Origin of the sequence: Halorubrum marinum (genome assembly GCF_048381195.1) — an archaeon.
In the GTDB taxonomy this organism is placed as follows: Archaea; Halobacteriota; Halobacteria; order Halobacteriales; family Haloferacaceae; genus Halorubrum.
In genome coordinates this window covers 142,814-169,486 of the sequence record NZ_JBLWMM010000004.1, presented here as the reverse complement: position 1 = coordinate 169,486, position 26,673 = coordinate 142,814, and the positions used below count along the sequence as shown (strand labels likewise).

At 67.3% G+C, this 26,673-nt stretch carries 27 protein-coding genes; 16 read left to right on the top strand and 11 right to left on the bottom strand.

Annotated elements, in window-relative coordinates; genetic code table 11:
• Positions 1–48: 48 nt before the first annotated feature.
• The gene (locus tag ACNSN4_RS07290) at positions 49–1,221 is read right to left on the bottom strand and encodes a 3-dehydroquinate synthase II (RefSeq protein WP_418285139.1); all 1,173 of its coding nucleotides are present in this window, start codon (positions 1,219–1,221) and stop codon (positions 49–51) included.
• Between the two features lie 121 nt (positions 1,222–1,342).
• On the opposite strand from ACNSN4_RS07290, the gene ACNSN4_RS07285 reads away from it, so the two are divergent.
• Together ACNSN4_RS07285 and ACNSN4_RS07280 are read left to right on the top strand one after the other, a co-directional pair.
• Complete coding sequence (locus tag ACNSN4_RS07285; RefSeq protein WP_418285138.1) at positions 1,343–2,905, top strand: HTTM domain-containing protein; 1,563 nt, start codon at positions 1,343–1,345, stop codon at positions 2,903–2,905.
• Positions 2,906–2,975: 70 nt separating this feature from the next.
• Positions 2,976–3,554, top strand: a complete 579-nt coding sequence (locus ACNSN4_RS07280) for an NADPH-dependent FMN reductase (RefSeq protein WP_418285137.1) — start codon at positions 2,976–2,978, stop codon at positions 3,552–3,554.
• 3 nt (positions 3,555–3,557) lie between these two features.
• Here the strand turns inward: ACNSN4_RS07280 and ACNSN4_RS07275 are convergent, their stop codons facing one another.
• The 4 genes from ACNSN4_RS07275 to trpC form a co-directional block, all read right to left on the bottom strand.
• Entirely contained in the window at positions 3,558–4,349 is a 792-nt protein-coding gene (locus tag ACNSN4_RS07275; RefSeq protein WP_418285136.1) for a 2-amino-3,7-dideoxy-D-threo-hept-6-ulosonate synthase, read from the bottom strand.
• Between the two features lie 128 nt (positions 4,350–4,477).
• On the bottom strand, positions 4,478–5,344 hold the full coding sequence (trpA, locus tag ACNSN4_RS07270; RefSeq protein ID WP_418285135.1) for a tryptophan synthase subunit alpha: 867 nt from the start codon (positions 5,342–5,344) through the stop codon (positions 4,478–4,480).
• Positions 5,345–6,649 carry a tryptophan synthase subunit beta gene (trpB, locus tag ACNSN4_RS07265; protein ID WP_418285134.1) on the bottom strand — a complete coding sequence of 435 codons (1,305 nt, stop codon included), beginning with the start codon at positions 6,647–6,649 and terminating at the stop codon, positions 5,345–5,347.
• Positions 6,646–7,479 carry an indole-3-glycerol phosphate synthase gene (trpC, locus tag ACNSN4_RS07260; protein ID WP_418285133.1) on the bottom strand — a complete coding sequence of 278 codons (834 nt, stop codon included), beginning with the start codon at positions 7,477–7,479 and terminating at the stop codon, positions 6,646–6,648. The genes trpB and trpC overlap by 4 nt, the downstream gene beginning before the upstream one ends.
• A 169-nt stretch (positions 7,480–7,648) precedes the next feature.
• On the opposite strand from trpC, the gene ACNSN4_RS07255 reads away from it, so the two are divergent.
• On the top strand, positions 7,649–8,938 hold the full coding sequence (locus tag ACNSN4_RS07255) for a glycosyltransferase family 2 protein (RefSeq protein WP_418285132.1): 1,290 nt from the start codon (positions 7,649–7,651) through the stop codon (positions 8,936–8,938).
• A 66-nt stretch (positions 8,939–9,004) separates the two neighbouring features.
• A complete protein-coding gene (locus ACNSN4_RS07250; RefSeq protein ID WP_418285131.1) occupies positions 9,005–9,469 on the top strand; it encodes an MGMT family protein in 465 nt (154 codons plus the stop codon).
• A 23-nt stretch (positions 9,470–9,492) separates the two neighbouring features.
• On the opposite strand, the gene ACNSN4_RS07245 is transcribed toward ACNSN4_RS07250, so the two are convergent.
• Positions 9,493–9,981, bottom strand: coding sequence for a DUF302 domain-containing protein (locus ACNSN4_RS07245; RefSeq protein WP_418285130.1), 489 nt, complete (start codon positions 9,979–9,981; stop codon positions 9,493–9,495).
• A 142-nt stretch (positions 9,982–10,123) separates the two neighbouring features.
• Between ACNSN4_RS07245 and ACNSN4_RS07240 the strand changes: the two genes are divergently transcribed.
• Positions 10,124–10,552 (top strand): desampylase, encoded by a 429-nt coding sequence (locus tag ACNSN4_RS07240; RefSeq protein ID WP_418285129.1) that lies wholly within the window; start codon positions 10,124–10,126, stop codon positions 10,550–10,552.
• Positions 10,553–10,617: 65 nt separating this feature from the next.
• A complete protein-coding gene (locus ACNSN4_RS07235; protein ID WP_418285128.1) occupies positions 10,618–11,127 on the top strand; it encodes a thiol-disulfide oxidoreductase DCC family protein in 510 nt (169 codons plus the stop codon).
• Positions 11,128–11,165: 38 nt separating this feature from the next.
• On the opposite strand, the gene ubaA is transcribed toward ACNSN4_RS07235, so the two are convergent.
• Positions 11,166–12,023: an SAMP-activating enzyme E1 gene (gene ubaA / locus ACNSN4_RS07230; RefSeq protein ID WP_418285126.1), complete on the bottom strand. Its 858-nt coding sequence runs from the start codon at positions 12,021–12,023 to the stop codon at positions 11,166–11,168.
• A 273-nt stretch (positions 12,024–12,296) separates the two neighbouring features.
• Here ubaA and ACNSN4_RS07225 point away from each other — a divergent pair, with 273 nt between their 5' ends.
• A complete protein-coding gene (locus tag ACNSN4_RS07225) occupies positions 12,297–12,560 on the top strand; it encodes a MoaD/ThiS family protein (RefSeq protein ID WP_418285125.1) in 264 nt (87 codons plus the stop codon).
• A gap of 37 nt (positions 12,561–12,597) precedes the next feature.
• Here the strand turns inward: ACNSN4_RS07225 and ACNSN4_RS07220 are convergent, their stop codons facing one another.
• Positions 12,598–13,617: a PLP-dependent cysteine synthase family protein gene (locus ACNSN4_RS07220; RefSeq protein WP_418285124.1), complete on the bottom strand. Its 1,020-nt coding sequence runs from the start codon at positions 13,615–13,617 to the stop codon at positions 12,598–12,600.
• Between the two features lie 151 nt (positions 13,618–13,768).
• Here ACNSN4_RS07220 and ACNSN4_RS07215 point away from each other — a divergent pair, with 151 nt between their 5' ends.
• Together ACNSN4_RS07215 and ACNSN4_RS07210 are read left to right on the top strand one after the other, a co-directional pair.
• Positions 13,769–14,068 carry a sulfurtransferase TusA family protein gene (locus tag ACNSN4_RS07215; RefSeq protein ID WP_418285123.1) on the top strand — a complete coding sequence of 100 codons (300 nt, stop codon included), beginning with the start codon at positions 13,769–13,771 and terminating at the stop codon, positions 14,066–14,068.
• Between the two features lie 2 nt (positions 14,069–14,070).
• Complete coding sequence (locus ACNSN4_RS07210; RefSeq protein ID WP_418285122.1) at positions 14,071–14,406, top strand: rhodanese-like domain-containing protein; 336 nt, start codon at positions 14,071–14,073, stop codon at positions 14,404–14,406.
• 303 nt (positions 14,407–14,709) lie between these two features.
• On the opposite strand, the gene ACNSN4_RS07205 is transcribed toward ACNSN4_RS07210, so the two are convergent.
• Entirely contained in the window at positions 14,710–15,015 is a 306-nt protein-coding gene (locus ACNSN4_RS07205) for a nickel-binding protein (RefSeq protein ID WP_418285121.1), read from the bottom strand.
• A 493-nt stretch (positions 15,016–15,508) separates the two neighbouring features.
• Positions 15,509–16,717 (bottom strand): YeeE/YedE family protein, encoded by a 1,209-nt coding sequence (locus tag ACNSN4_RS07200; RefSeq protein WP_418285120.1) that lies wholly within the window; start codon positions 16,715–16,717, stop codon positions 15,509–15,511.
• A gap of 155 nt (positions 16,718–16,872) precedes the next feature.
• Here ACNSN4_RS07200 and ACNSN4_RS07195 point away from each other — a divergent pair, with 155 nt between their 5' ends.
• The 6 genes from ACNSN4_RS07195 to ACNSN4_RS07170 all read left to right on the top strand — a co-directional run bounded on the left by ACNSN4_RS07195 (position 16,873) and on the right by ACNSN4_RS07170 (position 22,914).
• A complete protein-coding gene (locus ACNSN4_RS07195; protein WP_418285119.1) occupies positions 16,873–18,210 on the top strand; it encodes a YncE family protein in 1,338 nt (445 codons plus the stop codon).
• Positions 18,207–19,319, top strand: coding sequence for a sulfurtransferase (locus tag ACNSN4_RS07190; protein WP_418285118.1), 1,113 nt, complete (start codon positions 18,207–18,209; stop codon positions 19,317–19,319). The genes ACNSN4_RS07195 and ACNSN4_RS07190 overlap by 4 nt, the downstream gene beginning before the upstream one ends.
• Positions 19,316–20,389: a YncE family protein gene (locus ACNSN4_RS07185; RefSeq protein WP_418285117.1), complete on the top strand. Its 1,074-nt coding sequence runs from the start codon at positions 19,316–19,318 to the stop codon at positions 20,387–20,389. The genes ACNSN4_RS07190 and ACNSN4_RS07185 overlap by 4 nt, the downstream gene beginning before the upstream one ends.
• 86 nt (positions 20,390–20,475) lie before the next feature.
• Positions 20,476–20,862 carry a SaoD/DsrE family protein gene (locus ACNSN4_RS07180; RefSeq protein ID WP_418285116.1) on the top strand — a complete coding sequence of 129 codons (387 nt, stop codon included), beginning with the start codon at positions 20,476–20,478 and terminating at the stop codon, positions 20,860–20,862.
• 119 nt (positions 20,863–20,981) lie between these two features.
• On the top strand, positions 20,982–22,436 hold the full coding sequence (locus ACNSN4_RS07175) for a dihydrolipoyl dehydrogenase (protein ID WP_418285115.1): 1,455 nt from the start codon (positions 20,982–20,984) through the stop codon (positions 22,434–22,436).
• A 121-nt stretch (positions 22,437–22,557) separates the two neighbouring features.
• Positions 22,558–22,914 carry a hypothetical protein gene (locus ACNSN4_RS07170; protein WP_418285114.1) on the top strand — a complete coding sequence of 119 codons (357 nt, stop codon included), beginning with the start codon at positions 22,558–22,560 and terminating at the stop codon, positions 22,912–22,914.
• On the opposite strand, the gene cmk is transcribed toward ACNSN4_RS07170, so the two are convergent.
• Positions 22,911–23,525 carry a (d)CMP kinase gene (gene cmk / locus ACNSN4_RS07165; RefSeq protein WP_418285113.1) on the bottom strand — a complete coding sequence of 205 codons (615 nt, stop codon included), beginning with the start codon at positions 23,523–23,525 and terminating at the stop codon, positions 22,911–22,913. The genes ACNSN4_RS07170 and cmk overlap by 4 nt on opposite strands.
• A 138-nt stretch (positions 23,526–23,663) precedes the next feature.
• Here cmk and ACNSN4_RS07160 point away from each other — a divergent pair, with 138 nt between their 5' ends.
• The gene (locus ACNSN4_RS07160) at positions 23,664–26,645 is read left to right on the top strand and encodes an ATP-dependent helicase (RefSeq protein WP_418285112.1); all 2,982 of its coding nucleotides are present in this window, start codon (positions 23,664–23,666) and stop codon (positions 26,643–26,645) included.
• The last annotated feature ends 28 nt before the right edge of the window (positions 26,646–26,673 follow it).

Below are 26,673 nucleotides of genomic sequence, written 5' to 3'. Positions count from 1 at the left end.
CTCGCGGCTGCGCCGCTCGCATACGGGGCCTCGCGCTGCTCGGCCCCGCTACTTCTCGATGATACTCTCTTCGACCGCCTCGCCGAAGTGCCGCGCCACGTCTTCGTAGTACACGAGCGTCTCGTCGCCCGCTTCGAGGTCGGTCACAGCCTTCTTGCCGTCGCTGGTCGCCACCTTCACCGTCTCGGCGTTCTGGATCAGCGTCTCCACGCGGTCGGCCCCGTCGTCCGTCTCGACCTCCGCCTGAACCCGGAACATCGGCCGTTTCTCGATCTTGACGCGACCGACGATCGCCTCCCGCGTGTGGCCGGCGGTGTCGACGATCTGCACCTCGTCACCGCTCGACAGCTCCGCGAGGTAGTTCGTCCCGCCCTCGGCGTTCCTGACGTACGCGTGGACCGCCCCGGCGTTCACGCGGAACGGGCGCGACTCGACGTACGGCGACTCGGCGGTCTCGGCGTGGACGAAGAAGAGCCCGCGCGACATCGACCCCACGAGCATCCCCTCGTCGTCGTCCATCAGCGTCCCGGTGTCGATACACACCCGGTCGGCCATCCCGGTCTGCTCGACCGCGGTCACCTCCGCGTACCGCAGGTCTAGGGATTCGCGGTCGGCCGCGTCGCGGGCGTCGACCGCGCCGCGGATCTCGTCCGGCGAGTCCGTGTCGAGGAGGACGCCGTCCGCGCCGATCTCCAGCGTCTCGAAGGCGGTCTGCGCCCCCGCGGCCGTCGTCGCCCCGGCGATGAGCTGCGTCTCCTCCCCGACCCGAGCGATCAGGTTCTCCAGCGGGATGATCGACCAGTCCTCGCCGACGACGATCGTGAACTCGGCGTCGGTCGCCGCCTCCTCGGCGAACCGCTCGTACTCGGTGCCGAGCACGCGGACGTACACCCCCTGCGCGCGGTCGTCGCGTCGGCGGACCGTGGTGAGGTCGGCGGAGCCGGAGAAGTCCTCGGGCATGTCGATCGTTCCGTCGCCCTCGCCGCCCTTGCCGACGAAGTACGCGTCGGCTTCCGCGTCGCTCTCGGCGTCGTCGATGACGTCCGCCTCGGACCGGAACGCGGCGATCGAGATGTCGCCCAGCTCGCGGACGCGCCCGACGTCCGCCTCGTCGACGAGCACCCAGTCCGCCCCGGCCTCGATGGCGGTCGTGATCCGTCGCTTACGCGTCTCCCAGTCGCCGACGCTTCCGTCGGCTTTGATCCAGACCGTGCGTGTCATTGTCGGAACCTCACGGCGGGCGGGCTTGAAAACTGCGGAAGGGTCGCGCGTTGCGAGCGGCAGGCGAAACGACGACAAAGCACTTATCACTGAGATCGTATCGTACAACTACTATCACCGAATGACGACACCACGCCAGCGACTCTCGAAAGCGGGTTCCCGATACGCCGCGACGCGCGAATCCCTCCGTGAGCGCGGCACACCGTATTTCGGGATCGATCCGCGAGCGCTCGGCGCGTTCCGGATCGCGTTGGCGCTCCTGCTTCTCGGAGATCTGCTCGCCTACCGACTCCCGGGGCTGAGCGCGTTCTACACCGACAGCGGAGTCCTTCCGCGTTCGACGCTCGCCGATGTGTACCCCGTGTTAGAGGCCCTCTCGATCCACGCGATATCCGGCTCGGCGTGGGTGCAAACGGGGCTACTCGCAATTGCGGCTTGTGCCGCTGCCTGTCTGCTCGTCGGCTATCGAACCCGGATATCGACGGCTCTCTCCCTCGTTCTGCTCGCGTCGCTGTACGCTCGAAATCCGTTCGTGATCAACGGCGGGAACACGATCCTAGTCGTGGTCCTGTTTTTGAGCCTCTTTCTCCCGCTCGACGCCCGCTGGTCGCTCAGTGCGGACCGTCCGGACGGCCGCAACGATCGGGACGACGTCGACAGACGAACGGGTGAGGAACGAGAGGATGCCGAACGAGGAAACCGGATCGACCGACGGGTCTGTTCGCTCGGGACGGCCGTCATCCTCCTGACGCTCGTGTCGATCTACGCGGCGAACGTGATCTCCAAATATCGGAGCGACGCGTGGATGTCGGGTATCGCAGTCCCCCGGATCTTTCAGCTGGAGGAGTTCGTCGTGCTACTGGGTCCGTTCGTCTCGGAGCACGCCGCGGCCCTCACGGCGATGAACTGGCTCTGGATCGCGCTCCTTTCGGCGTCCGTATTGCTGATCGCCCCGCTCGAACGGCTCAGGTTCGGGGTCGCCTTCGCGTTCGTCTCCGCGCACCTCGGGATGGCCGCGACGATGCGGCTCGGGGTGTTCCCGTTCGTCATGGTCGCGGTCTTGCTTTTGTACTTCCCGCCAAGGGCTTGGGACGTCGTCGAGGCGATCACGTCGAGGCTCCACGGGCCATCCCGGTTCGCGGGGCGTGTGTACCGAAGCGACGGCGGAGAGACAACCGAATCGTCGGTTCCGGCCCTGTCCCGGCTTGGACGCGGAATCCGAACGGGAAGCGCTCTTCTGCTCGTGGGTGTCTTCCTCGCGCTCGTGGGCTGGCAGGCCGTGGGGGTCGGGCTCGTCGACCTCCCGGAGTCGGAACCGGCCGGCGAGCTGTCAGAGGTGAGTTGGTCGTTCTTCGCGCCGAATCCGCCGGACACCTCCAGTTGGTACGTCGTCCAGGCGACGCTCGAATCCGGTGAGTCAGTCGACGCGCTCAACGGGGGCACGGTCGCGTTCGATCGCCCACCAGACGCGGCGGAAACGTATCCGACGACCCTCTGGCATCAGTTCGGACACAGGGTCCGGTACGCCGACGAGTCGCAGTACCGGCCGGTGGTGGCGTACGTCTGTGAGCAAACGGATCGGAGCGTGGAGTCCGTGACGGTCTTCCACGTCGAGCAGGAGGTCGATCCGAACGGGCCAGTGGGGGGCCCGGAGCCACAGGAGCGGATCAGCGCCGCCTGTTAACTCCTATCGGTCCGCCTCGCGGCGTCGCTCACTCCGATCGTATTAGTATTGACGGCCTGTCGTACGGGGCATGCCCGACTCACCACACGTCGTCGGCGTTGCTGGCAGCCTTCGAGACACGAGCTACACCCGACTCAGTGTCAGTCGCGCACTCGACGGCGTTCGCCGTGCGGGGGGTACCGCCGAACTGCTCGACCTCCGGGAGTACGATCTCCCGACGTACGACGCCGATCGGAGCGCCGCGGGCGATGCCGACGCCTTCACGGCACGGATCCGCGAGGCCGACGCGGTCGTCCTCGGGACCCCGATGTACCACGGGTCGTACTCCTCGACGCTCAAGACGGCCCTCGACTACTGCGGGTTCGACGAGTTCGAGGACGAGACCGTCGGGCTGCTCGCGGTCGCGGGCGGCGGTTTCCCGGTCACCGCGCTCGAACACCTCCGCTCCGTCTGCCGAGCGCTCAACGCGTGGGTGATTCCGCATCAGGTCGCGCTCCCGAACGCGAGCGATCAGTTCGAGAACGGCGAGTTCGTCGACGACGGACTCGAGCGACGAACCCTCGTCCTCGGCCGTCGAGCGGTCCAGTACGCGGACATCGAACCCGACCCGGACTCGTTCGAAAGCGACCAGAACGTCGGCGCGGAGTGACCGTCAGGCCTCGACGAATCCGCCCGCCGCGAGCGCCTCGTCGACGCTCGCGTCGTCGTGGATAACGGCGGACACAGCGCGAGCAATACCTTCGGGGTCGTCGTGCTGGAAGATCGATCGCCCCATCGACACGCCCGCGGCGTCGCCGTCCATCGCGCCGCGGACCATTTCGACCGTCTCGCGGTCGGTGCCTTTCGAGCCGCCGGCGATAACGACCGGGAGGCGAGTCGATTCCGTGACGCGCGCGAAGGAGTCGCCGTCCCCGGAGTAGCCCGTCTTTACCACGTCTGCGCCGAGCTCCTCCGCGAGACGCACCGCGTGCCCGAGCGATTCGGGGTCCGCCTCGTCGACGCCCGGTCCGCGGGCGTACGCCATCGCGAGCACGGGCAGGCCGAGCCGTTCGGCGTCGGCGGTCAGCTCCGCCAGCTCCTCGATCTGGTCCGGCTCGTGGTCGGAGCCGACGTTGATGTGGAAGGAGACGGCGTCGGCGCCCGCGCGCACCGCGTCCTCGGCGGTCGCGGTGACGCGTTTGTCGTTCTCGTCCGGGCCGATCGTCGTCGAGCCGTTGACGTGGACGATGTAGCCGGCGTCGTTCTTGTTCGGGTGAACCCGCGGGGCGATCCCGCGCTGGGTGAGCACCGCGTCGGCGCCGCCCGAGGTGACGCCGTCTATCGTCGACTCGATGTCGACGAGGCCCTCGACGGCGCCCATGGTGATCCCGTGGTCCATGGGGACGATGAGGTAGCGGTCGTTCGTGGAGATGCGGTCGAGTCGTGCCGAGAGTCCTGCTGTCATGATATGGTCGGTCGTTGTGTGAGTGTGTGGCAATCGGAGGTAAGTGGGTTTCGTTCGGGGACGTATTGGCTCGAACTCCGCGAGGGGCTGCCGCGTCGCGCTGTTGGGCTCGCGCGCCTCGCGAGGCGCTACTGTACCTCGGTCGTTTCCGCGCGCGTCGCGTACCCCCGCTCGGCACCCGCTTTCAACTCCCGAGACAGCGACTCCAACCGCTCGGCGACCTCGTCGGTCGACAGTTCGTCCTCGACGCCCTCCGCGATGATGTCGACGAGCGCGGAGCCGACGATGATCCCGTCTGCTCCGCCCGCGACGATGCGCTCGGCGTGCTCGCCGGCGGAGATCCCGAACCCGACCGCTTTCGGCACGTCGTACTCGCGCAGCCGGTCGAGGCTCTCCGTGGTTTGATCGGACACGTCGCTGCGCGCGCCCGTCGTGCCGAGCCGCGCCTGCACGTACACGTACCCCGACACCTGCCCCATGATCCGATCGAGCCGTTCCCCGACCGTGGTCGGCGCGACGATGAACACCAGATCGAGACCGAACTCGTCGCAGGCCGCCCGCAGCGGGTCGGCCTCTTCGGCCGGCAGGTCGGGAACGACGAGCCCCTCGATGCCCGCCGCGGCGGCGCGCTCGATGAACGACTGCGGACCGTCGCTCTCACCATACTGATAAATGAGGTTGTAGTACGTCATGCAGACGAGCGGTGCCTCGACGTCGAGATCCTCGGCGAACGCGAAGAACCGGTCCGGCGTCATCCCGGCGTCGAGCGACCTGACGAGCGCACCCTGAATGGTCGGTCCCTCGGCGATGGGCTCCGAGAACGGGAGGCCGAGCTCGATGATGTCCGCGCCGCCGCGGTCAAGCGCTCGGACGTACTCCAGCGAGGACTCGTAGTCCGGGTCACCGACGGCGAGGTAGGGTATATAAGCAGGACCGTCGGCGAAAGCGGCGGCGATGGCCGCGGAATTCCCGGTCTCAGCGGCTCGGTCCGCCACTCAGATCCCCCCCGTGAACATCGACATGTCGGGCGCTTCCGCGATGTCTCGTTTGTCCGTCTCCTCGATGGCCGCGTCGAGGTCCTTGTCACCGCGTCCCGAGACGGTGACGACGACGCGGTCGCCGAGTTCCTCGTAGTGCTCTTCGAGGAACCCGAACGCGTGCGCCGTCTCCAAGGCGGGAATGATCCCCTCCGTGTGTGAGAGCCGGTGGAACCCCTCCAACGCCGCGTCGTCGTCGACGGCGACCGGATTCACGCGCCCCTCGTCGACGAGGTACGCGAGTTCGGGACCCACACCGGCGTAGTCGAGTCCGGAGGAGATCGAGTGGCTCTCCATGATCTGTCCGTCGGAGTCCTGCAGGAGCTTCGTGCGCGCGCCGTGGAGGACGCCCTCCTCACCGGTGTACAGCGAGGCCGAGTTCGGGGCGACGCCGGCGTCTTCGTCGACTTCCAGCGTCGAACCGCCGGCCTCGACCGCGTGGAGCGCGACGTCCTCGTCGTCGACGAACGCCGCGAACGACCCCATCGTGTTCGACCCGCCGCCCGCGCAGGCGACGACGTCGGTCGGGAGCGCCCCGGTCTTCTCGATCGTCTGTTCCCGCGCCTCCTCGGAGATGACGGCCTGGAAGTCGCGGACCATCACCGGGAACGGGTGCGGACCGACGACGGAGCCGATCACGTAGTGAGTGTTCTCGACGGTCGTCGCCCAGTCGCGCATCGTCTCCGAGATGGCCTCTTTAAGGGTGCCGCGGCCCGCGGTAACGGGGTTCACCTCGGCCCCGTTGAGCTTCATCCGGAAGACGTTCGGTCGCTGCCGGTTGATGTCGCGCTCGCCCATGTATATCTCGCAGGGCATGTCGAGGTGGGCCGCCGCCATCGCGGTCGCGGTGCCGTGTTGGCCCGCACCGGTCTCCGCGATGATCCGCTCTTTGCCCATGTACTTCGCCAAGAGGACTTGGCCGAGGGCGTTGTTCAGCTTGTGCGCGCCGCCGTGGAGGAGGTCCTCGCGTTTGAGGAACACGTCGCGACCGTACCGCTCCGAGAGTCGGTCGGCCCGCTGGAGCGGGATCGGACGGCCGCCGAAGTCCGCGAGTCGCTCGCGAAACTCGTCCATGAACCCGTCCTCGTTGTCGAGGACGTACCGCTCGTAGGCGTCTGTCAGTTCCTCGATCGCCGGCATCAGCGCTTCGGGGACGTACTGACCGCCGTAGCGGCCGAATTTCCCGTCTCCGCGTCCGCGCTCGCGACCGGGTCGTCGCGTCGTCTCCGTTCGATCCGTCGTCTGTGTGTCGGTTTCGCTCATGTTGGATGGTCCGTAGTTGCGTCGTGTTCCGTGGCGTCGCGTTCTGCAGCGTCGCGTTCCGCGGTCGCCTCCGCCCGCACCAGTTCGCGCGTGTTCGCCTCGACGTCGCCGTCCATGATCGCGCTGCCGACGAGCAGCGCGTCCGCGCCGGCCGCCCGCATTCGGCGGACGTCGTCGGGCGATCCGATCCCGCTCTCGGCGACGAGCGTCACGTCGTCCGGAGCGTCGGGCGCCACCGACTCGAAGGTTCCGAGGTCGACGACGAGTTCGGCGAGGTCGCGGTTGTTCACGCCGACGAACGTCGCGCCCGCGTCGAGGGCGGCCGCCAGCTCCTCGCGGTCGTGGACCTCGACGAGCACTTGGAACCCCCGGTCGCGGGCGGCGGTCAGCAGGTCCGGGAGGTCGTCGCCGACGAATCGGGCGATGAGGAGGACCACGTCGCTCTCGACCGCGTCGAGCTGCGACTCCGCGACGACGAAGTCCTTCCGGAGGACGGGCACGTCGACGGCGTCGCGGACGCGTTCGAGCGTCTCGACGCTCCCGCCGAAGTGCTCCGGCTCAGTGAGCACCGACAGCGCCGCGGCCCCGCCCGCGACCATCGATCCGGCCAACTCGACCGGGTCGTCCTCGCGGGTCCCCGCCGTCGTCGGACTCGTCGGCTTAATTTCGGCGATGACCGGAACGCGTCCCTCGGCCTCTGCGGCCTCGAAGGCGGCTCGCAGATTCCGCGGACCGACCGCGACGCGGCCGGACCGACCCTCTGATGCCCGGCTCTGCGCGGCCGATAGGATCGACCGGACGGCCGGGGCCAGCTCGGTTGTGTCCTCCATTAGTGTACACTAATGCACGTATCTGTACATAAGGCTTGCGGGGAGTCATCTCGGTCGACGTTTCGGACGACCGTCTCTGCCGACACGGCTCTCGCCGAGCGCGGTGTCGGAGGGAAATTGGCGCATTCAGAGCGAAATATTGATTGTGTCCGCTCGGAGAACACGGGATATGCTCGGTCGCCTCGGCAGAGCCGTCGAGCTGACGGGGTACGTCCTCACGGTCGGGGTCGTCCTCGCCGTCGGTACGTATCAAGCGATCCAGATGGAGACGTTCGATCTCTCCCTCCCGTGGATGATCGTCCGAGTCGCGACGATAGAGGCAGTGACGACCGCCGTCGTCTTCTCGGTCTTGGTCTCGATCAGCGGGCTCCTGTTGGCCCGCGAGGTACTTCGGAAGCGCGACCCGGACGAACGGCTGCTCGACGGTCCTCGGGTGGCGGCGATCGTGCCCGCGTACCGCGACGCCGACGTGGTCGGCGAGAGCGTCGAGACGCTGTTGGCGTCGAACTACCGGAACCTCGAGATCGCCGTCGTCACCGAACCGGAGGACGGCGCGACCCGCGAGGCCGCCGAGGAGTACGCCGCTCATCCGAACGTCCGGGTGCTCGCGAGTCGGGTCCCCGGGTCGAAAGCCGGCGCGATCAACGACGCCGTCGCCCGGCTCGACGCCGACCACTTCGTCGCCTTCGACTCCGACGAGCGGGTCGACCCCGACTTCGTGCCGACCGGGGTGTACCACCTGACCGAGACCGACTGCGACATTTTTCAGGCCCGCCGCGTGCCGCGGGTGACCGGCCCGGTCGAGGCGCTCGCGTACTGCGAGCGGCTCCTGTTCCACGCCGGCTACAAGCTCGTCGAACCGCTCGGGTTCACCTACTGTCGCAGTTCCTCGGTCGCGTTCACGCGAGCGGCGTTCGAGTCGGTGGACGGGCTCGATCACCTCCTCACCGAGGACATCGACTTCGCACACAAGTGCTTCCGCGAGGGACTCGACGTTCGACAGGCACGTAACGTCACCAACGAGATGGAAGCGCCCCACTCCGTGCGCGACCTCTGGGGGCAGCGCAAACGCTGGCGGCTCGGCCACATCGAGGTGCTCCACAAGGCGCTCCGCGGCGGGTTCGACCGCGGCGGCCTCCGCGGGTTCCTCTCGACGGTCCGCATCGCGTCGAGTCTCCTCGCCAGCGTCTACCTGCTCGCGCTCGCCGCGAAGGTCGTGGTGCTGCTCGTCGTCGACCTCGAGGCGTTCTTCCTGCTGCCGTTCGCTGCCGTCGCGCTCTCCGTACTCCCGGCGGTGTACGCCGACTACCGGGACGGCCACGTCACCGAGCTCAGCCCGGGACTGGCGCTCGTGCCGCTGGTGTACCCCGGCTTCGGTCTCTTGACGGTACGGTGTGCCTTCGAATACCTCCTCGGCTGGGACGGCGAGTGGTACCAAGTCGAGAAGAGCGGAGCCTGATCGAGCCCCACCTCCGGAGCCGTCGCCGACGCGTCTTTTAACCGACGGGGCCTCGCAGTTCCGGACATGGATTCGACAGGGACTTCCGGAGTGTTCGCCCGCGACTACGCCGAACTCGACCGGGCGGTACAGGTCGGCGTCGCCGGCGGCCGCGTCATCTCCGTGTCGTTTCCGGCGACGGTGCCGGACGACGCGACCGAGGACCACGAGCTGCTCGACCGAATCGAGGCGTACCTCCGCGGTGAGCCGGACGCGTTCGACGACGTCGTCGTCGGTCTCACGGTGCCGACCGACCGGCGCGGCGTCCTCGAACCGCTCCGATCGGTGCCGTACGGCGAGGAGGTTTCCGTGAGTCGACTGACGCGACTGGCCGGACTCGATGCCGACGACCCGAAGGACCTCGAACTGGTGACGGCGGCGCTGAACGAGAACCCGGTCCCGCTGTTGCTCCCGGACCACCGCGTTCGCGGGGGGCCGTACGCGACGCCTTCGACGGTCCGTGACGCTTTCCGACGCGTCGAAGGACCGTAGCTCGCGTGCGGTGGCGTAACCCGCTACCCCGACTCCTGGCTGTGACCGTGCTCCTCGATGTTCTCCCAAACGACCGTCATCAGGGCGCCGGTTTTCGCCACGAGATCGTCGACGGCATCGCCGCAGCCCGCGGGTGCACACCCGAGATCGCGGATCGCCTTCGTCGCCGACACGTGGTGGACGTGAACCTGATCGTCGCCCGCTCGCTCGTACACGAGCGTGGTACACGGCAGCATTCCCGCGAGCGTCGGATCGATGTCGATCGCGTCGAACGCGATCTCGGGATGACACACGACGATAAGCGCGGTCCGTTCGACGTCGTCGTGGCCGAGCATCCCCTCGATCATCTGATCGAGGCGAGTGACGCGAACCGTCTCGAAGTCGGCGAGTTCGTGTTCGATCTGGACGAAGGGGACCGCGTCATCGAACGGCATATCGAGGGTCGTGTGGAGCGCCTCGTCGGCGGTCGCCGCGGCGGGCGTTTCTCCGCTTTCGGCGTCTGTCTCGCGCATGTATTATCTGGACCGTGATCGAAGACCACGGGCCTGCGACCAAAACGCTCGGCTGGGCGTCAACGACTGCCGCTACCTCGGACGCGACGTACCGCTTGCCGGTCGGGACGGACTTATCGGGCGGACCCGCCTCAGTGCGACCATGATCGAACTGAGTCGAGCGGCGTACGACGACATCGTCTACCACGCGTACGAGGGCGGCGAGGCGGAAATCTGCGGCGTGCTGGCGGGCACGCACGGCACGGACGGCGGTCCGAGCGTCGTAACCCAAACGTACGCGGCCGAGAACGTCGCGGAGACGCCGGAGATCCGCTACCTGATCGATCCCGAAGAGCAGTTCGAACTGATCGAGCGGGTCGAATCAGACGGACTCGATCTCGTCGGGTTCTATCACTCGCATCCGACGGGGCCGACGCATCCGAGCGAGACGGACGCGGCGCGAGCGACCTGGCCAGAGCACTCGTACGTCATCTGCGCGCTGGACGGCTACCCGTTCGTCGGATCGTGGCGCTGGCGAGGCGACGAGGACGGGTTCGAACAGGAGACGGTCGCCGTCCGAAGCGAGCGCTGAGACTCGCGAACCCCGGGTTAGATGTCGTTGGAGACCCAACCGCTTGCACGGGACTCTCCTTCACGATGCCCACCGAAACGACTGCCCCCGAGACGAACGAGACAGACGCCTCAGGCGAGAGCGGCGGAACCGAGCGCGCCGAGGCCGAGAGCCCGCCCCCGACCGCGGCGGAGCTCGACGAACACCCCGCCGTCCTCTTCGACGGCGTCTGCAACCTGTGTAGCGGGGTCGTCTCGTTTCTGATCCCACGCGACACCGACGGAACGCTCCGGTTCGCGTCGCTGCAGTCGCCGGTCGGCCAACAGCTACTGGAGCGTCACGACTTCGCGACGGAGGGGTTCGACTCGTTCGTGCTCGTCGAGGGCGACCGAGCGTACACCAAATCGAGCGCGGCGATCCGGACCGCGGAGCTGCTCGGGTGGCCGTATAAGGTCGGGGCCGTTGCGCGAATCCTTCCGAAGCGGCTCCGCGACCGGGCGTACGATATCGTCGCGAGCAACCGATACGACTGGTTCGGGAAAAAAGACCGGTGTATGCTCCCGGACGAGGACGTCAGCGACCGGTTCCTCGAATAAAGCGACCGGAGTGCTGGCGATCTGAGGTCGCCGATGTTTCAGACTTCTATCTCGGGCTCGGCCTCGTCGTCCCCACCGACATCGATCGCGCAAGAAGCCGTGTACTCGACGTCCTGGACGGATTCGATGGCGGGGTCGTCGCCACACACCGGGCAGTCGTCCTGCTTGGGGATACTCACCTTGTCGAAATCCATCTCGAGCGCGTCGAAGAAGAGCATGGACCCGTCGAGCGACTTCCCCTCGCCGATGAGGTGTTTGACCGTCTCCGTCGCCTGCAAACAACCGACCGTGCCGGGAAGCACGCCGAGAACGCCGGCGGTCGAGCAGTTCGGCACCATTCCCGCCGGCGGTGCCTCCGGGAACAGACAGCGGTAACACGGGGAGTCGTCGTCGCCCGCGAACGTCGTCACCTGTCCCTCGAACTTGAAGATAGAGCCGTGCGAGAAGGGAATTCCGGCGAGCGTACAGGCGTCGTTGACGAGGTATCGCGTGGCGAAGTTGTCGGTCCCGTCGACGACGAAGTCGTACCCCTCGATCAGTTCCTCGATGTTGTCGGGCGTGACCCGGAGTTCGTGTTTTCGCACGTCGACATCGGGGTTGAGCTGTTCGACGAACTCGGCGGCGGAGTCGACCTTCTTCCGCCCCACGTCGTCGTCGCCGTGGATCACCTGTCGCTGGAGGTTCGATAGCTCTACCTCGTCGTCGTCGGCGACGCCGAGGGTGCCGACGCCGGCGGCCGCGAGGTACTGGATGATCGGCGAGCCGAGCCCACCGGCACCGAGTACGAGCACTTCGGCGTCGAGTAGGGCCTGCTGCCCGTCCGGGCCGACGTCGTCCATGATAATATGTCTGGAGTAGCGATCGAGCTGGGTGGGATCGAGATCGAGGTCACTCATTCGCCTGTTCTTACCGGCTACGAACCCATAAGCCGGTGGTCCACCGGTGTGTACTGCCGCCATCTCGGAGCTGTGTCGCGAACGCACAACCGGTGCCGAATCCGGCGGACGGCCTCTCTGACCCGGGTCGAGGGTGTCGGGTACGCGCGGTTCATCCGCGAATCACCGCAGATCGTCTTCGCGGTGCGACGGCGTCGATCGCCGGTCGTCCGAGACCGTGGCTGACGTTGCCGTCGACGGCCGCCTTTTTGAGTTGGACGACGCATCGCGTGTATGGCCACGATCAAACTGCCAGCGGTACTCGTCGGCGGCTCCGCGACCTCCGAGGTCGACGTGCCGGGCGACACCGTGCGCGAACTGTTCGACAACCACGCCGACGAGCACGGTCCCGAACTCCGGGATAGCGTGATCGGAGACGACGAAATAAAGGAGTTCATCAACGTCTACGTCGAGGGGACCCCCGTGGACGACCTCGACGCCGAGGTGCCCGACGACGCGCAGGTTCGCGTCATCCCGGCCGCCAGCGGCGGCCGATAAGACGACTCGCGGCTGGTCTTTTCACCGCTGTCTCGTTTTATAAGTAGTCTTCCCACAGCGGGATATCCGCGTACTTGTCGCCGCGATCACACAACATGAAAACGACGACGTCGTCGTCGTCGAGGACGCCGTCCTCGTCGAGTTCGGCGACGGCCGCCGCACCGCCACCGGCGGACGTGCCGACGACGAACTGGTCGTCGACGCGGAGGTGGTCACGCGCCGTCTCCTCGTCGTGTTGTCCGGTATCGGCTATCGGAACCGCGGTGTCTTGGTAGCGCTCTCGGAGCGCTCGCGCCCGGTCGTACGCGTCCGTGGTCGTGACGTACGCCGTCCGATCGAGGACCGACTCGTCGTACGTGTCCGGATGGTAGTGGTCGCCCGTTTTCAAGTACTTCAACCCGTCAATCGCGTGGAGCGGTTCGTCCGGCTCGAAGCCGACGATTTCGACGGCCCCGTCGCTCAGCTCCGTCAGCCCCCGTCCCGTCCCGGTGATCGTCCCGCCCGTGCCGACGCCGGCGACGAAGTGCGTCACCGCGCCGCCGGTCGCCTCGTAGATCTCCTGAGCGGTCGTCCGTTCGTGAGTCCCCGGGTTGTCGGGGTTCTCGTACTGGTTCGGGCGGAAGTACGCGTCGGGGTCGGCGGCGATGATCTCCTCGCAGCGCTCGATGACGGCGTCGTAGCCCAAGTTCGCGTCGACGAAGTGGATCTCCGCGCCCGCGTCACGGACGGCCGCTACCTTTCCGCCGGCGGCGTTGTCCGGCATGACGATCTCCACGTCGTATCCGCGGGCGGTCGCGAGCCTGGCGATCTCGCTTCCCGTGTTGCCCGAGGTGGGTTCGATGACGGTGACGCCGGGTTCGAGCTCGCCGCGCGCCTCGGCCCCGTCGAGCATCCCCTTCGCGATACGGGACTTGATCGAGCCGCCGCCGTGCGGGGCGTCGTAGAGGTTGAACCACTCGGCTTTCGCGTACACGTCCGCGTCGGTCTCGAGGCCGAGGTCGAGCTCCACGAGGGGCGTCTCGAATATCGTCGACTCGTCGACGACGTAGTCGCTCATACCAACCGTACATCGGTGTCCAATAAGAGTCCGACGGAAACGGCGTTCTCGACGCCTATCGCGGTCGTGCGCGTCGAACGTCCGTCCGAGATACGGGAGAAGCCTGCCGGTCACGAAAGCGGTTACCCCGATACGCGTCTACCGTGACCGTATGAGTCAACCATCGTGGGACGACGTCGTCGAGATGCCGGACGAGCTCGACGACGAGACCGCCGAGGCGCTCTTGGAGGACGCGACCGAGATACAGGACATGACCGGCGAGGTCTGTCCGTACCCCCAAGTGGAGGCGAAGAAGGCGATCGCGGGCCTGTCTCCCGGTGACGTGTTAGTCCAGAAGACAGACCACGTCCCCAGCACGGAGAACGTCCCGAAGGCGGTCGGTGACGACGCGACCGCGAAGGTGTGGAAATCGGGCGACGGTCGCTACCGCATCTTCATGCGGAAGGAGTGACCATGGTCGAAGAGCTCACCCCTGAAGAGGTCAACGAGCGGGTCCAGCAGGGAGACATCCGCGTCATCGACACTCGTCCGCCCGAACAGTTCGAACAGGGACACATCCCTGGCGCGATCAACGTGCCGCTCGGGGACCTCCCGTCGACGGTCCCGGACATCGACTGGGACGACCGCGACGTGGTGTGCGCGTGTCCGATCGGTCAGTCGTCGAAACAGGCCGCGATGCTCATCAGCAGCTACGAGGGCGTCGAGGACGGCGTCGTCGTCGCCAGCATGTCCGGCGGCTACGAGGAGTGGGACTTCGAACTTGAGACGGGCGCGGCGGCGGACGCCTGAGCGGCGGTCCGTTTTTAAATAAGCGATCAATTTTGCGTGGCTTCGCGGGTGCTGCGAGCCCTTCGGAGTGGCTATTTATAAACGACTGAGCGGCGTCTGCGCTAATATATCGTGACACGCGGTGGCGCGCGCCTCCGAGCGGCCGCCCTCGGTGGCCGGGAGGAGCCCGTGCGAGGGAGTCGGTGGTCCGGAGCAACGCGGAGGACCACCGACGAGGTTGGGGAGGGATGAGGTGCTGTGCGGTTGCAGTCGGGTTTACCGAGACGGATATTGAGAAGAGTCGAAATAGGTTGTTGAAACGGATTAGTCGAAGTCACCTCCAATCGGGCGACCAGGGCGATCAATACGCGAGATGGGGAGCTCAGCCCGACTTGCGTGTTCTCGCACTGCCTCTTCGCTCTCTGCCTTGTAGTGACAGTGTGTCCCAGTCACGTTTCCGTCTTCGTCCGTCAGAACCTCCGACTCGACAGCACGCACTTTGATCCCCTCATCGTCGAGTTCTCGACGGCACGCAGTTGATCGCTCATCAACTGCTTGGAGACGTTCTTGGGTGATCGGTTCCTCTAACTCTCGAAGGATTAGGAAATCCTCCAGATCGGATTCAGTCATCGTAATCACCTTTCGTTCCTTTCTCTGGTGGTGCCCGGTCGAAGGGTAATCCACCCTCATAAGCTATGCGAGAGAGTAACATAAATTCATCTCCTGAACAATCGTCAGAGTCCGACCAGCGGGTGACGTGCCACGGCTCACCCGATTCATGATCGATATACGCCCTGTGTTTAGCGCGTCCGTTTCTACATCTCTGCTGACTGGTAAATACGTCAGTCGTCAATATGCATTCTGTAGCGACTGGCTGTTCCAGCTATTCCGTATCTAAAAAATAGGATTTGAACAAAGACAACGAGTTATCATCAAGCGGCGGAGGCTTTGGAGTGGTTCACCGCGCAATCAGCGATGAATCGTCGAGCGGCTGGAGGTTCGGATGTGGCCACCGTAGCAACTGCTTATAAATGATTATCTGGGTTTCGGGAGACGTCACGTCGGCGAAAACCACACTATCAGCGTCACGGTCGGCGAATTGCTACTCAACCGCGGATCCTATTTAAATCGCGCAGCCGACCTCGCGGTACATGTAGTGGGTCATCACGTACACGCCGAGGATGATCCCCGCGCCGGCCAAGAAGGAGTGAACCGAGAGCAGCGCGACGCCCGAAAAGAGGTTCGCGATGTTACAACCCGCCGCGAGCCGCGAGCCGACGCCCATCAGGAGTCCGCCGACCGCGTAGTTCGGGACTCGATTCAGCTTCGGCTTGCGAATCCGGAAGTCACCGGAGAGATACGCGGCGATAAACGACCCGACGATGAGCGAGGCGATCATCAGCATGTCGATCGTCAGGGCGATGTCGCCGTCGCGGAAGAGGACTGACCCCCAGTAGTCGACGCTCGCGACGTCGTACCCCGTCTGTGCGAGCAGGTATCCGGCCCATCGGGCCTCGCTGCCGGTGATCGCCCAGTGACCGTGGACCCAGAACCAGAGACTCGCGATCAACGCCATCGCCACGCCGGCCGTCCGGGCGTCCCACGAGTCGCGGAGTCTGACTCCCACCGGGCGGTCGTCGTTCAGCAGGCCGCGGACGTACGCGACCGTTCCGTCGGCGATGCCGCGGAGGCCGACGCTCACCGCCGAGAGCAACCGAGACCCGCCTAGGGTGGCCTGCGCTCGGGCGTCCGCACCGACCCCGGTTCCCCCGGTGGGGTCGTCCGGGAGCGCGCTCCGCCCCTTCACGAAGGCGTACGCGAGCGTGCCGACGGCGACCGCCAGCGCGCCCGTGACGGCGGGAGAGAACGGGAGCGAGAGGTACAGCGTCTGTCCCTCGAAGGGGTTCAGCGTCTGGAAGTAGTACGTCTCCGCGACCGGGAACGCGAACGCGAACAGCACGTACCCGACGAACATGAATACGAGTACGAGCCAGAACTGGAGGTACCCCTGTCCGGCGCGATACAAGGTCCCCGAAGCACACCCGCCCGCGAGCGTCATCCCCAGTCCGAAGACGAACCCCCCGAGCAGCGATCCGAGCCCCCACGCGGGCGTCCAGAACCCGCGGAAGTAGCCGAACGTCGCCTGCAGGCTCCAGAACACCGTCATCACGGCGATTCCCGCGAGGAGTCCCTTCAACACGCGGGTGTCTTTGAACGCGACGAAGTCGCGAAAGGCGCTGACGAAGCAGAACCGCGCCTTCTGAAGGAGGATCCCGAACGATAGTCCGACCGCGATAGAGACGACCACGTATCCCGAAGGCGACAGCAACATTAGCGAGACACAGCGTTCCCACACGTAAATCGGCGCTGAACACGGTAACGGTCCCCTTCTGTCGGAGGAAGACGCGATACTTACCGATACGTGGCACACGGGGCAACGAAGGGGGCCTTCGGGAACCATTTACTCCGGACTCCCGTTGACCGGGTATGAGCGAGAACTGCGGCTGCGAACGACGAGACACGGCGGCGCGGCCGTCGAAGGGGAGCGATCTGGCGAACGCGGATCGACGAAACCCCTTCGCGGACGGCGTCGACCGCCGTCGGCTGCTACAGGCGTCGGGCGCGGTCGGCGCGACGACTGCGCTTGCCGGCTGTTCGGACGAGAGCGACGCGGAAGGCGACGGCGATCCGGCTCCGACGATGTTCGTGTTCAACAACGGCGACCGCACGGTCAGCGTCATCGACGCCGACACGGACGAGCTGCTCGACACCGCGTTCCTGGGGACGACGGCCTCGTTCCCGGCCAACCAGTACACGACGGAACTCGACGCCGACTACGACGTGCTCTGGCTCAACGTCTCCGGCGGCGTCCGAGCGATCGACCAGCGGACCCTCGACGAGCTCGCCTTCGTCGAGACGGGATACGGCCCGAACTACCCGAACGTGACGCCGGACGGTCAGCACCTCCTCATCGCCTCCGGCGGGACGACCGGGATGGATCCCGACCCGGACGACCCCGAGAGCCACGCGATCTTCCGAGTCGACGCCGACCGCGACAGCGATACCTTCGGCGAGGTGACCGGGGAGATAGAGACGGGATACGTCGGCCCCTGTGACATGACCCTCGGGCCGGACGGCGAGTACGCGTTCGTCGTCGACGTCGCCGACGAGGCGCTCCGCGTGGTGGGCGTCGACCCGTTCGAGACGGTCGCGCGTATCGACGCCGGGGAGCCGGCGGGCGACGGCGACGTCCTCCCGTTCATGTGCACCGCGACGTTCGACGGCCAGTACCTCCTCGTCGAGAACGGCGAGGGGACGCTCGGGGGCGATCCGGACGTGCCGCGACAGGGTTCCGAGAGCGTCTGGGACATCTCCGACCCGGAGAACCCCGAGGAGGTGGCGAAGGTCACCCGAGACGACGGGCTGCCGGGCGCGCCGATCACCAGCGAGATCGACCCGAACAACGATGCGGCGTACCTCTTCATTCCGGGCGAGGGCGTCGGCGTCATCGACCTGGAGACGTTCGAGTACGAGGCGACCCTCGACGTCGGCGGGAGCAGCATCGCCGCGGCGTGGGGGCCGAACCGCGAGAAGCTGTACGTCCCGGTGCAGGACGCCAACCACGTCGCCGTCGTCGACCACGAGAGCCGGTCCGTGATCGAGACCGTCGAGACGGGCGAGGCGCCCACGAGCGCGATCGCCGGAACGGTCCGACCCCAAGGCGACGCGGTGGCGAGCATTCAGGCGTCGCTCGCCTCCCTCGGAATCGCCTTCGGCGACATGGAAGCGACGTTTTGCATGGACGATCACTGCTACTGCGGATGACGGGCGACAGCGCTCACCCCGTGGCCGACGAGACTCCCGCCGCCGTCGGCGACGAGGGGAACGAGAAAGCCGGATCCGACGCCACCCGTCGAGGGCTACTGAAGGCGGCGGCCGGGGCGACGGTCGCCGGTGCGGCGAGCACCGCGGGCTGTCTCGCGGTGACGACTCCGGCGGACGTCGCCGCGAGAAACGAGGTGAGCGGAAACGTCGCTCACGTCGTCGGTCCCGGCTGGCTGGCCGACCACCGCGAGGACGTCGTCGTCCTCGACGCCCGAGACCCCGACCGGTTCCGCCGGTCTCGGGTGTACGGGGCCCGACGCGCGCCGGTCGACGCGCTCTCGGCGCAGGACCGCACGGACGGCGGTCTCGTCCCCGATGTCGACGCGATTGCGACCGTGCTCGGCGACCTCGGCGTTGCTCCGGACGACGACGTGGTCGTCTACGGCGCGAGCGTCGGATCACGGGTTACCCGCGTCGCGTTCGCGCTCGCCGCGCTCGGTCACGCCGGCGATATCAGCGTCCTCAACGGCGGCTTCGGCGCCTGGAACGGCCGAGTGGGAACGGGTTCCCGCGACCGCGTCTCGTCGGTCGACTACGAGCCGGACCCCGCGGAGTCCGCGTGGGTCACCCGCGAGTGGATCGCCGACCGAGTCGGGTCGTTCAACGAGGGCGGCCCCGGGCTCGTCGACGTGCGCGTTCCGGAGGCGTACCTCGGCGCGCCCGGGTCGGACGCGCTCGATCCCGACCACGACCGCCACGGACACCTACCGGGCGCGATAAACGTGCATTGGGTCGGGAACGTGGCCGGCAGGCGGATGACGGATCCCGCGCGTCTCGTGCGGCTCTACGAGGCGGAGGCGGACCTCGACCGTAACGCGCCCGTCGTCGTGTACGGAGACGAGAACGTCGACCCGACGTCGACGTGGCTGACCCTGCGGGCGATCGGCTTCGAGGACGTCCGGCTGTACGACGGCGGCTTCGGCGAGTGGGCGAACGCCGCCGGCGATCGAGGGCGGTACCCGGTCGAGACCGCGACGAGCGTCGTGATCGAGACGGACGGCAGCGTCGGCGGCGAGGACCGCGGCGGCGACTTCTCCTGTACGGGATGAGCGCGAACCGCGCCGCCGACTCCCGCCGGGAGCCCGCCGACGCCTCCGAGGGCCCTAACGGTCTCGACGACCCCGACGATCGCGTCGTCGCCGTTCCCTGTGAGGGGGACGACGTCCTCGCGCTGTTCGCGCTCGAGACCGGCGACCCCCTCGGCGAGGTTCCGGTCGGGAGCCACCCCGTTCACGCGGTATCGTATCGCGGACGGACGTTCGTCGCGACGATGGGCGAGCGCGCCGTCACTGCGGTCGCTCCGGACGGCGAGGTCACGCGGATCGAGACCGGAGTGCTCGGCCCGTCGCACTTCGCGGCGGCGAACGGCGCGCTGTTCGTCTCCTGTTCCGCCGGCGACGCGCTCGCGGTCGTCGACCCCGAGTCGCTGACCCTGACGGGTCGAATCGCGGTCGGCGCGGAGCCGCACGAGGTGGCCGCCTCGCCGGACGGGGACCGCCTCTTTTCCGGGAGCCGACGCGACGGCGTCGTCGACATCGTCGGCGTTGCGGCCCGGGAGCGGCTCGGTGCGATAGATGTCGGAGACGACGCCCGGGTGCAGGGCGTCGCCCTCTCCCCCGACGGGACCCGCGGGTACGCGGTCGATCAGCGCGGCCCGCGGGTCGTCGCCTTCGATCCGTCGGTGACGCCGGAGTCGACCGCGCACAGCTCCGGAATCACCGGCTCAGCTGAGGTCGGTGCGGACCCGTACGACCTCGTCGTCACCGACGAGCGGGCGTTCGTTCCCGGCCGCGGAGACGGCGTCGTTCACGAGTTCGACCGAGACCTGACGCGCCGAGCCGTTCATCACGGGTTCGACCGCCCGGTGGACCTGTTTCGGATCGACGGCGACTGGTGGGTGCTCGACGCCGAGACACCACGGATCCGTTCGCTCGCCGGCGATGCCGTCGAGACCCCCGCTCCCGGGCTCGTCGGGACGCCGGTCGACCTCGCGGACGGTCGACGCCGACTCGTCGTCTCTCACTACGACGACGACCGGGTGTCGCTCGTCGACCTCGGCGACGGGGTGGTCTGGACGGCGGAGACGCCCGCCTACCCGTTCGGCTCGGTCGTCGTCTGAGGCCCTATATAAACGAACCCGTCACAGACGGCGGGGAACCCTGCCGGTGTCCGCGTACACATGCCCTACCCGGGTGTCGTCGGCGTATGAAGGTGGCGTACGTCTTCGCGACGGCCGGACAGACCATCGACTACGTGCTCGGCGATATGATCCTCCCGCAGTTGGAGGCGGAGGCCCACGGCGTCGACGTCGTCGGGATGTTCTTCTTCCACGACAACACGTTCGCGCTCCGAGAGGGCGACCCGCTCGGAGAGCGACTCGCGGCCGTCGCGGCCGAGCGGGACATCCTGCTCATGCTCTGTGACCAGTGTGCGACCCGCCGCGGGCTCGCGGAGTTCGATCGGACCGACGACCACGGGCGCGACCGCTACGAGCCGACGAACACGGTGGAAGGAGCCACTGTCGGCTGTTTCCCCGATCTGTACGCTGCGCTCGGCGAGGCCGGAGGCGTCGATCACGTGATCACGCTCTGAGCCGAGCGGTGAGCGGCGGCGCACGGAAACGGTACTTCTCTTCGACACTCTTCGCGGTCGTGCGTGACGCGTGCCAACGCGGACGTGGGTTGATGACGGCGGGCGCCGTTGACCGGCGTATGCAAGAGTTCGACTTCCTCGTGATCGGGTCGGGATCGGGACTTGACGTGGCGAACGCGATGGCCGGTCAGGGGAACTCGGTCGCCGTCGTCGAGGAGGGACGCCTCGGCGGAACGTGTCTCAACCGCGGCTGTATCCCCTCGAAACAGCTCCTCTATCACGCCGAAGTCCTGGAGACGATCGAGGGCGCCGGCGCGTTCGAGATCGACGCCGAGGTGACCGGTGTCGATTTCGGCGAGATCGTTCGGAAAGTCACCGAAGACGTCTCCGGGAGCTCCGAGTCGATCCGACGGGGGCTCACGTCCTCGAACAGCCACGACCTGTTCGCGGGGACCGGCACATTCGTCGACGACCGCACGGTCGAGATCGTCGACGGCGACGACGAGGCGGCCACCCTCCGCGCGGAGACGGTGCTCGTGGCGACCGGGACGCGCCCGTCGATCCCGCCGATCGACGGAATAGACGAGGTGGACTACCTCACGAGCACGGAGGCGCTCAGACTGGAGTCACCGCCGGATCACCTCGTGATCGTCGGCGGCGGGTACATCGCGGCCGAGCTCGGGCACTTCTTCGGGGCGTTCGGCAGCGACGTGACGATCGTCGGCCGGCGCGAACACCTCCTCCCGGAGGCCGACGAGGAGGTCGGCGAGGCCTTCACCGAGCGCTACGCCGAGCGGTTCGACGTGTACACGGGGTACGAGGCCGTCGCGGCCGCCGAATCCGACGGTGAAGTCACCGTCGATGCCCGACCGTATCCCGAGAGCGACTCGGTCCGAGCGGGCGGCGAGCGAATCGGGTCGCCCGAGGAGGCCGAAGACGTGGCCGTCTCGGGAGACGCGCTGCTCGTCGCGGCCGGGCGGCGGCCGAACACCGACGCGCTGAATCTCCGGGCGACTGGTGTCGAGACCGACCCGGCCGGCTTCGTCGAGACCGACGAGTACCTCCGGACGACCGCCGAGGGGGTGTGGGCGCTCGGCGACGTCGTCGGCGAGTACCTCTTGAAACACAGCGCGAACCACGAGGCGAAGGCGGTCATTCGGAACCTGCTGCGCGAGGAGCTGGAGCCGGTCGACTACACCGGGATGCCGTTCGCGGTGTTCGCGTCTCCGGAAGTGGCCGGGGTCGGCGCGCGCGAGCAGGACCTCCGGGATGCGGGCCGGGAGTACGCCACCAACACGTACGCCTACGCGGACACCGCCCGCGGGAGCGCGATGGGTGCCGACGGCTTCGTGAAGGTGCTCGTCGGTCTCGACGGCACCATCGAGGGGTGTCACATCATCGGCCCTGAGGCGTCGAACCTGATCGAGGAGGTCGTCGTCGCGATGACCGCGGGCTCGGGGACGGTCGCGGACATCCGCGACGCGGTTCACGTCCATCCGGCGCTCTCTGAGGTCGTCGATCGAGCGTTCTCCGGGCAGTTCTCGCGGGGTGGCGGGCACGATCACCGACACTAGGACACGCCGGGGGATCCCGTCGGTAGCCGTGTGTCAATGCGTGCTACCACGTGACGAATCGGCGTCACGGACGCACACCCGCGGATGAGTTTTGTACCACTGCAGTATATAAACGAACACGATGGCAAACGCAGCAATCGTTATTCTCGCTGGCAACGAATCGCACGCCGACTACGGTCGCATGGCCAACGCCCTAGAGGCGGCAAAAGAGTTCGCCGAGACCGACGGCGACGAGGTCGAGCTGATCTTCGACGGCGCCGGAACCCAGTGGATCCCCGAGCTCGAAGACGAAGAGAGCGACTACCACGAACTCTACCAAGCGGTCCGCGACGACGCCGCGGTGTGCGACTACTGCTCCGGCGCGTTCGGCGTCGAGGACGCCGTCGCCGACTCCGGACTCGTCACGCTCGACGACTACGACGGCCACCCGAGCATCCGGTCGCTCGTCGACGACGACTACGAGATCATCACCTTCTAGATCTCGAAATCGGCCGTTTCGAACGCTCCTTCGTCGTTCTCGATATCGTACCTCTCGATCGCCGTGAGCGCCAGGTCCAGCGTCCCTTCGGGGTCCCAGCGCCCGGTGTTGATGGCGAGGTCGTAGATCGAACGATCGGAGAGGTCGACCCCGTAGTACGACTTGTAGCGCTTCTCCTCGATGACCTCGCGGACCTGCATCTCGGAGGTCATCTCCTCGCGGTCGAGCGTCCGGTCGGCCCGGACCTCGTCGGGCGCGTCGAGCCAGATCCGGATGTCGGCGCGGTTGCCGGCGATCCACCCGGCGAGCCGCGATTCGAGTACGAACGCCTTGTTCGCGGTCCCCCACTTCTCGGCGATCGTGCGCAGTCGCCGGTCGAGCGCCCGGTCGATCTCCTCCGACTCGCCGGTCTTCGCGATCAGCTGTGAGAGGCTCATGTCGCGCTCCGCGGCGATCTCGCGGAACAGCTCGCCGCCGGAGACGTAGCCGCAGTCGAGCGCCTCGGAGAGCCCCTCGACGAGGGTCGTCGCGCCGCACCCCGGCGGTCCCGAGACGGTGATGAAGAGGTTTCGGTCGATATCCCGCTCCGCCTCCGGCGACGTTCCACTCATATACCCGCGGCCACGGGCGGCCGCCGGATAAACGGGCCGGTTCGCTCAACGCCAGCGACGCGCCGAACGGCGAGATCGCTGGAATCAACGCCGATCCCGTCACAACCGATATGCCGCCGGGGACCCTGAGAGAGGATAGTGACCGAACTCACGGACTCCGAGGGCGACGCGCCGTCGGCGCGCGAGCTCCTCGTCGATCGATTCGGCGACGAGGAGCGCGACGACACCCCTGCCGTCGAGTTCGACCCCGAAACCGTTCCGCTCCCCGACGCCGACGCGCTCGAACGGCTCTCCCCGTCGGTCCGTCGGTGGTGGATCGATCGGTTCGGCGAGTACGTGGCCGAGAACGGCGGGTTCTTCACGCCACCGCAGCGGGGAGCGATTCCCCACGTCGACGCGGGCCGGAACGCCCTCGTCGCCGCCCCGACCGGCAGCGGGAAGACCCTCGCCGCCTTCACCGCCGTCCTCGACGACCTGTTCGACCGCGCCGCCGCGGACGAGTTGGAGAACGCGGTGTACTGCCTGTACGTCTCCCCGCTGAAGTCGCTCGCGAACGACATCAACCGTAACCTCGAAGCACCGCTCGAAGGCATCTGGGAGGAACAGCTGAAATCACATTCGGGAGAGAGCGAGAGCGAGAACCCGGACGAGCCGCCGGTCCGGCAGGCCATCCGCCACGGCGACACGAGCACGGCGGACCGACAGGCCATGCTGTCGGAGACGCCGCACGTCCTCAACACCACTCCGGAGACGCTGGCGATCCTGCTCAACTCGCCGAAGTTCAAAGAGAAGCTCCGATCGGTCGAGTACGTGATCGTCGACGAGATCCACTCGCTGGCCGCGAACAAGCGGGGGACGCACCTCGCCGTGTCGCTGGAGCGACTGACCGAGCTCGCCGACGGCTCTCCCACCCGGATCGGCTGCTCGGCGACGATCGAACCGCTCGACGGGGTCGCGTCGTTCCTCGTGGGCCGAGAGCGCGTCGCGGGCGAGAGCGGAGACGAGTCAGGCCTCGAACCGCGACCCTGCGAGTTGGTCGACGCGCGGTTCGGCCGCGAGTTCGACCTCGAACTCCGGACGCCGGCCGCCGATCTCATCCACACCCCGCGGTCGGTCGTCACCGACCGCTTTTACGACGACCTCCACGAGCTGATCGAGTCCCACGAGAACACGCTCGTGTTCACGAACTCCCGGTCCGGCGCGGAGCGAACCCTCCAAGAGCTGCGCGAACGCTTCGGCTACGACGAGTCCGACTCCGGGTGTCACCACGGGAGCCTCGGCGAGTCACAGCGCACCCGCATCGAGGAGGGGTTGAAGGCGGGCGACCTCGACGTGGTCACCACCTCGACGAGCCTCGAACTCGGCATCGACATGCCGCACCTCGACCTCGTCGTTCAGGTCGGGTCGCCGAAGTCGGTCGCCGCGCTGCTCCAGCGCGTCGGACGCGCCGGACACAGCCCCGGCGAGACGGTCGAGGGGCGGGTGTTCGCGCTCGACCGCGACGAACTCGTCGAGTGCGCGACCCTGCTTTCCCGCGCCGAAGACGGGTTCGTCGATCGGGTGTTCCTCCCCGAGGGGGCCTACGACGTCGCCGCCCAACACGTGTACGGGATGGCGATAAACCGGATCCGTCCGGACCGCGAGGTCCGGGAGGTGCTCCGGCGCGCGCACCCGTACCGCGGGTTCGGCGACGTCATGTACGAACGCTTGATCCGCTACCTCACGGCCGACTACGAGGGCCTGACGGACAAGAACGTCTATCCGAAGGTCTGGCGCGACGCCAACGACCCGCCGGACGGCGAGCACCACCACGAGGAGTACCCGGTCGGCGAGCGTCTGATCGGGAAACGAGGCCGACTCGCGCGGGTCATCTACATGACGAACATCGGGACGATCCCCGACTCGTTCAGCTGCGACGTGTTCACCCGCGACGACGAGTGGGTCGGCACCCTCGACGAGACGTACCTCGACACGCTCGACTCCGGCGACGTGTTCGCGCTCGGCGGCGAGCGGTTCGGGTTTCGCTACCGGCGCGGCTCGAAGGTGTACGTCGACCGGACGAGCGAGCGCCCGACGGTGCCCTCGTGGTACTCGGAGCGCCTCCCCCTCTCGTACGACCTCGCCTGTGAGGTGCTGTCGTTCCAGTCCGAGCTGCTCGACCGGCTCTCGGACGGGGGGCCGCCCGCGGTCCGCGCGTGGCTTCGCGAGTTCCCCCTCGACGAGAACACGGTCCGGGCGATCGCTCGGACCTACGACGAACAGGTCGCGTACGCCGGCGAGGACAGCGTGCCGACCCCCTCCCGGCTCGTCGTCGAGGAGGAGCTCGATCGGGGGGAGTACAAGCGCCGCTTCTACGTCCACTCGAACTACGGTCGGCGCTTCAACGACGGCCTCTCCCGGCTCGTCGCGGCCGAGGTCGCGAACCGGACCGACGCCAACGTCGCCGTCGCGGTCGCGGACCGCGGGTTCTCGCTCGCGCTCCCGCTGAACCGGAAGGTCGACGTGCCCGGAATCGTCCGCGAGCTCGATCCGGAGACGGTCCGCGAGGACCTGCGGGCGGCGATACAGGGGACCGACCTCCTCCAGCGCTACTTCCGGATCAACGCCGGGCGCTCGCTGATGATCCTGAAGCGGTACAAGGGGTACGAGAAGACGGCCGCGGAACAGCAGGTGTCGGCCGAGATGCTGCTCTCGTTCGCGAACGGCCTCGACGAGTTCGCCGTGATGGAGGAGACGTACCGGGAGCTCTTGGAGGACCGACTCGACGTCGAACGAATCCGCGCGATGGTAGAGCGGCTCGCAGACGGGGTGCTCTCGGTCGTCCACCACTCGGTCGACTCGCCGACGCCCCTCTCGTTCGGGCTCGCCACGCTCGTCGACTCCGACACCGTGCTCGCCGACGACGAGTCGGCCGTGTTACGGGAGTTCCACGCTCGGGTGATGGACGCGGTCGGGGACGAGAGTCGGGGAGTCGGGGACGAGAGTCGGGGGGTCGGGGACGAGAGCCGGGAGGTCGGGGACAAGAGCCGGGAGGTCGGGGACGGAGATGGCGCTGTCGGGGATGATGTCAGCGAAGACTTCGGTAGCGATCAGGGCGCTGCCGACGGTCGAACGGACTGACGCCTCGCCGACCTCTCCCGAGGGTGTC

Coding starts and splice junctions, on each gene's coding strand:
- ACNSN4_RS07245 (WP_418285130.1), bottom strand. CDS start 9,981: ATGCGCGAGACAGACGCCGAAAGCGGAGAAACGCCCGCCGCGGCGACC.
- ACNSN4_RS07175 (WP_418285115.1), top strand. CDS start 20,982: ATGCAAGAGTTCGACTTCCTCGTGATCGGGTCGGGATCGGGACTTGAC.
- ACNSN4_RS07225 (WP_418285125.1), top strand. CDS start 12,297: ATGGCCACGATCAAACTGCCAGCGGTACTCGTCGGCGGCTCCGCGACC.
- ACNSN4_RS07280 (WP_418285137.1), top strand. CDS start 2,976: ATGCCCGACTCACCACACGTCGTCGGCGTTGCTGGCAGCCTTCGAGAC.
- ACNSN4_RS07170 (WP_418285114.1), top strand. CDS start 22,558: ATGGCAAACGCAGCAATCGTTATTCTCGCTGGCAACGAATCGCACGCC.
- trpC (WP_418285133.1), bottom strand. CDS start 7,479: ATGGAGGACACAACCGAGCTGGCCCCGGCCGTCCGGTCGATCCTATCG.
- ACNSN4_RS07290 (WP_418285139.1), bottom strand. CDS start 1,221: ATGACACGCACGGTCTGGATCAAAGCCGACGGAAGCGTCGGCGACTGG.
- ubaA (WP_418285126.1), bottom strand. CDS start 12,023: ATGAGTGACCTCGATCTCGATCCCACCCAGCTCGATCGCTACTCCAGA.
- ACNSN4_RS07210 (WP_418285122.1), top strand. CDS start 14,071: ATGGTCGAAGAGCTCACCCCTGAAGAGGTCAACGAGCGGGTCCAGCAG.
- ACNSN4_RS07220 (WP_418285124.1), bottom strand. CDS start 13,617: ATGAGCGACTACGTCGTCGACGAGTCGACGATATTCGAGACGCCCCTC.
- trpB (WP_418285134.1), bottom strand. CDS start 6,649: ATGAGCGAAACCGACACACAGACGACGGATCGAACGGAGACGACGCGA.
- ACNSN4_RS07190 (WP_418285118.1), top strand. CDS start 18,207: ATGACGGGCGACAGCGCTCACCCCGTGGCCGACGAGACTCCCGCCGCC.
- ACNSN4_RS07205 (WP_418285121.1), bottom strand. CDS start 15,015: ATGACTGAATCCGATCTGGAGGATTTCCTAATCCTTCGAGAGTTAGAG.
- ACNSN4_RS07185 (WP_418285117.1), top strand. CDS start 19,316: ATGAGCGCGAACCGCGCCGCCGACTCCCGCCGGGAGCCCGCCGACGCC.
- ACNSN4_RS07215 (WP_418285123.1), top strand. CDS start 13,769: ATGAGTCAACCATCGTGGGACGACGTCGTCGAGATGCCGGACGAGCTC.
- ACNSN4_RS07180 (WP_418285116.1), top strand. CDS start 20,476: ATGAAGGTGGCGTACGTCTTCGCGACGGCCGGACAGACCATCGACTAC.
- ACNSN4_RS07250 (WP_418285131.1), top strand. CDS start 9,005: ATGGATTCGACAGGGACTTCCGGAGTGTTCGCCCGCGACTACGCCGAA.
- ACNSN4_RS07235 (WP_418285128.1), top strand. CDS start 10,618: ATGCCCACCGAAACGACTGCCCCCGAGACGAACGAGACAGACGCCTCA.
- ACNSN4_RS07285 (WP_418285138.1), top strand. CDS start 1,343: ATGACGACACCACGCCAGCGACTCTCGAAAGCGGGTTCCCGATACGCC.
- ACNSN4_RS07195 (WP_418285119.1), top strand. CDS start 16,873: ATGAGCGAGAACTGCGGCTGCGAACGACGAGACACGGCGGCGCGGCCG.
- ACNSN4_RS07255 (WP_418285132.1), top strand. CDS start 7,649: ATGCTCGGTCGCCTCGGCAGAGCCGTCGAGCTGACGGGGTACGTCCTC.
- ACNSN4_RS07275 (WP_418285136.1), bottom strand. CDS start 4,349: ATGACAGCAGGACTCTCGGCACGACTCGACCGCATCTCCACGAACGAC.
- ACNSN4_RS07240 (WP_418285129.1), top strand. CDS start 10,124: ATGATCGAACTGAGTCGAGCGGCGTACGACGACATCGTCTACCACGCG.
- ACNSN4_RS07200 (WP_418285120.1), bottom strand. CDS start 16,717: ATGTTGCTGTCGCCTTCGGGATACGTGGTCGTCTCTATCGCGGTCGGA.
- cmk (WP_418285113.1), bottom strand. CDS start 23,525: ATGAGTGGAACGTCGCCGGAGGCGGAGCGGGATATCGACCGAAACCTC.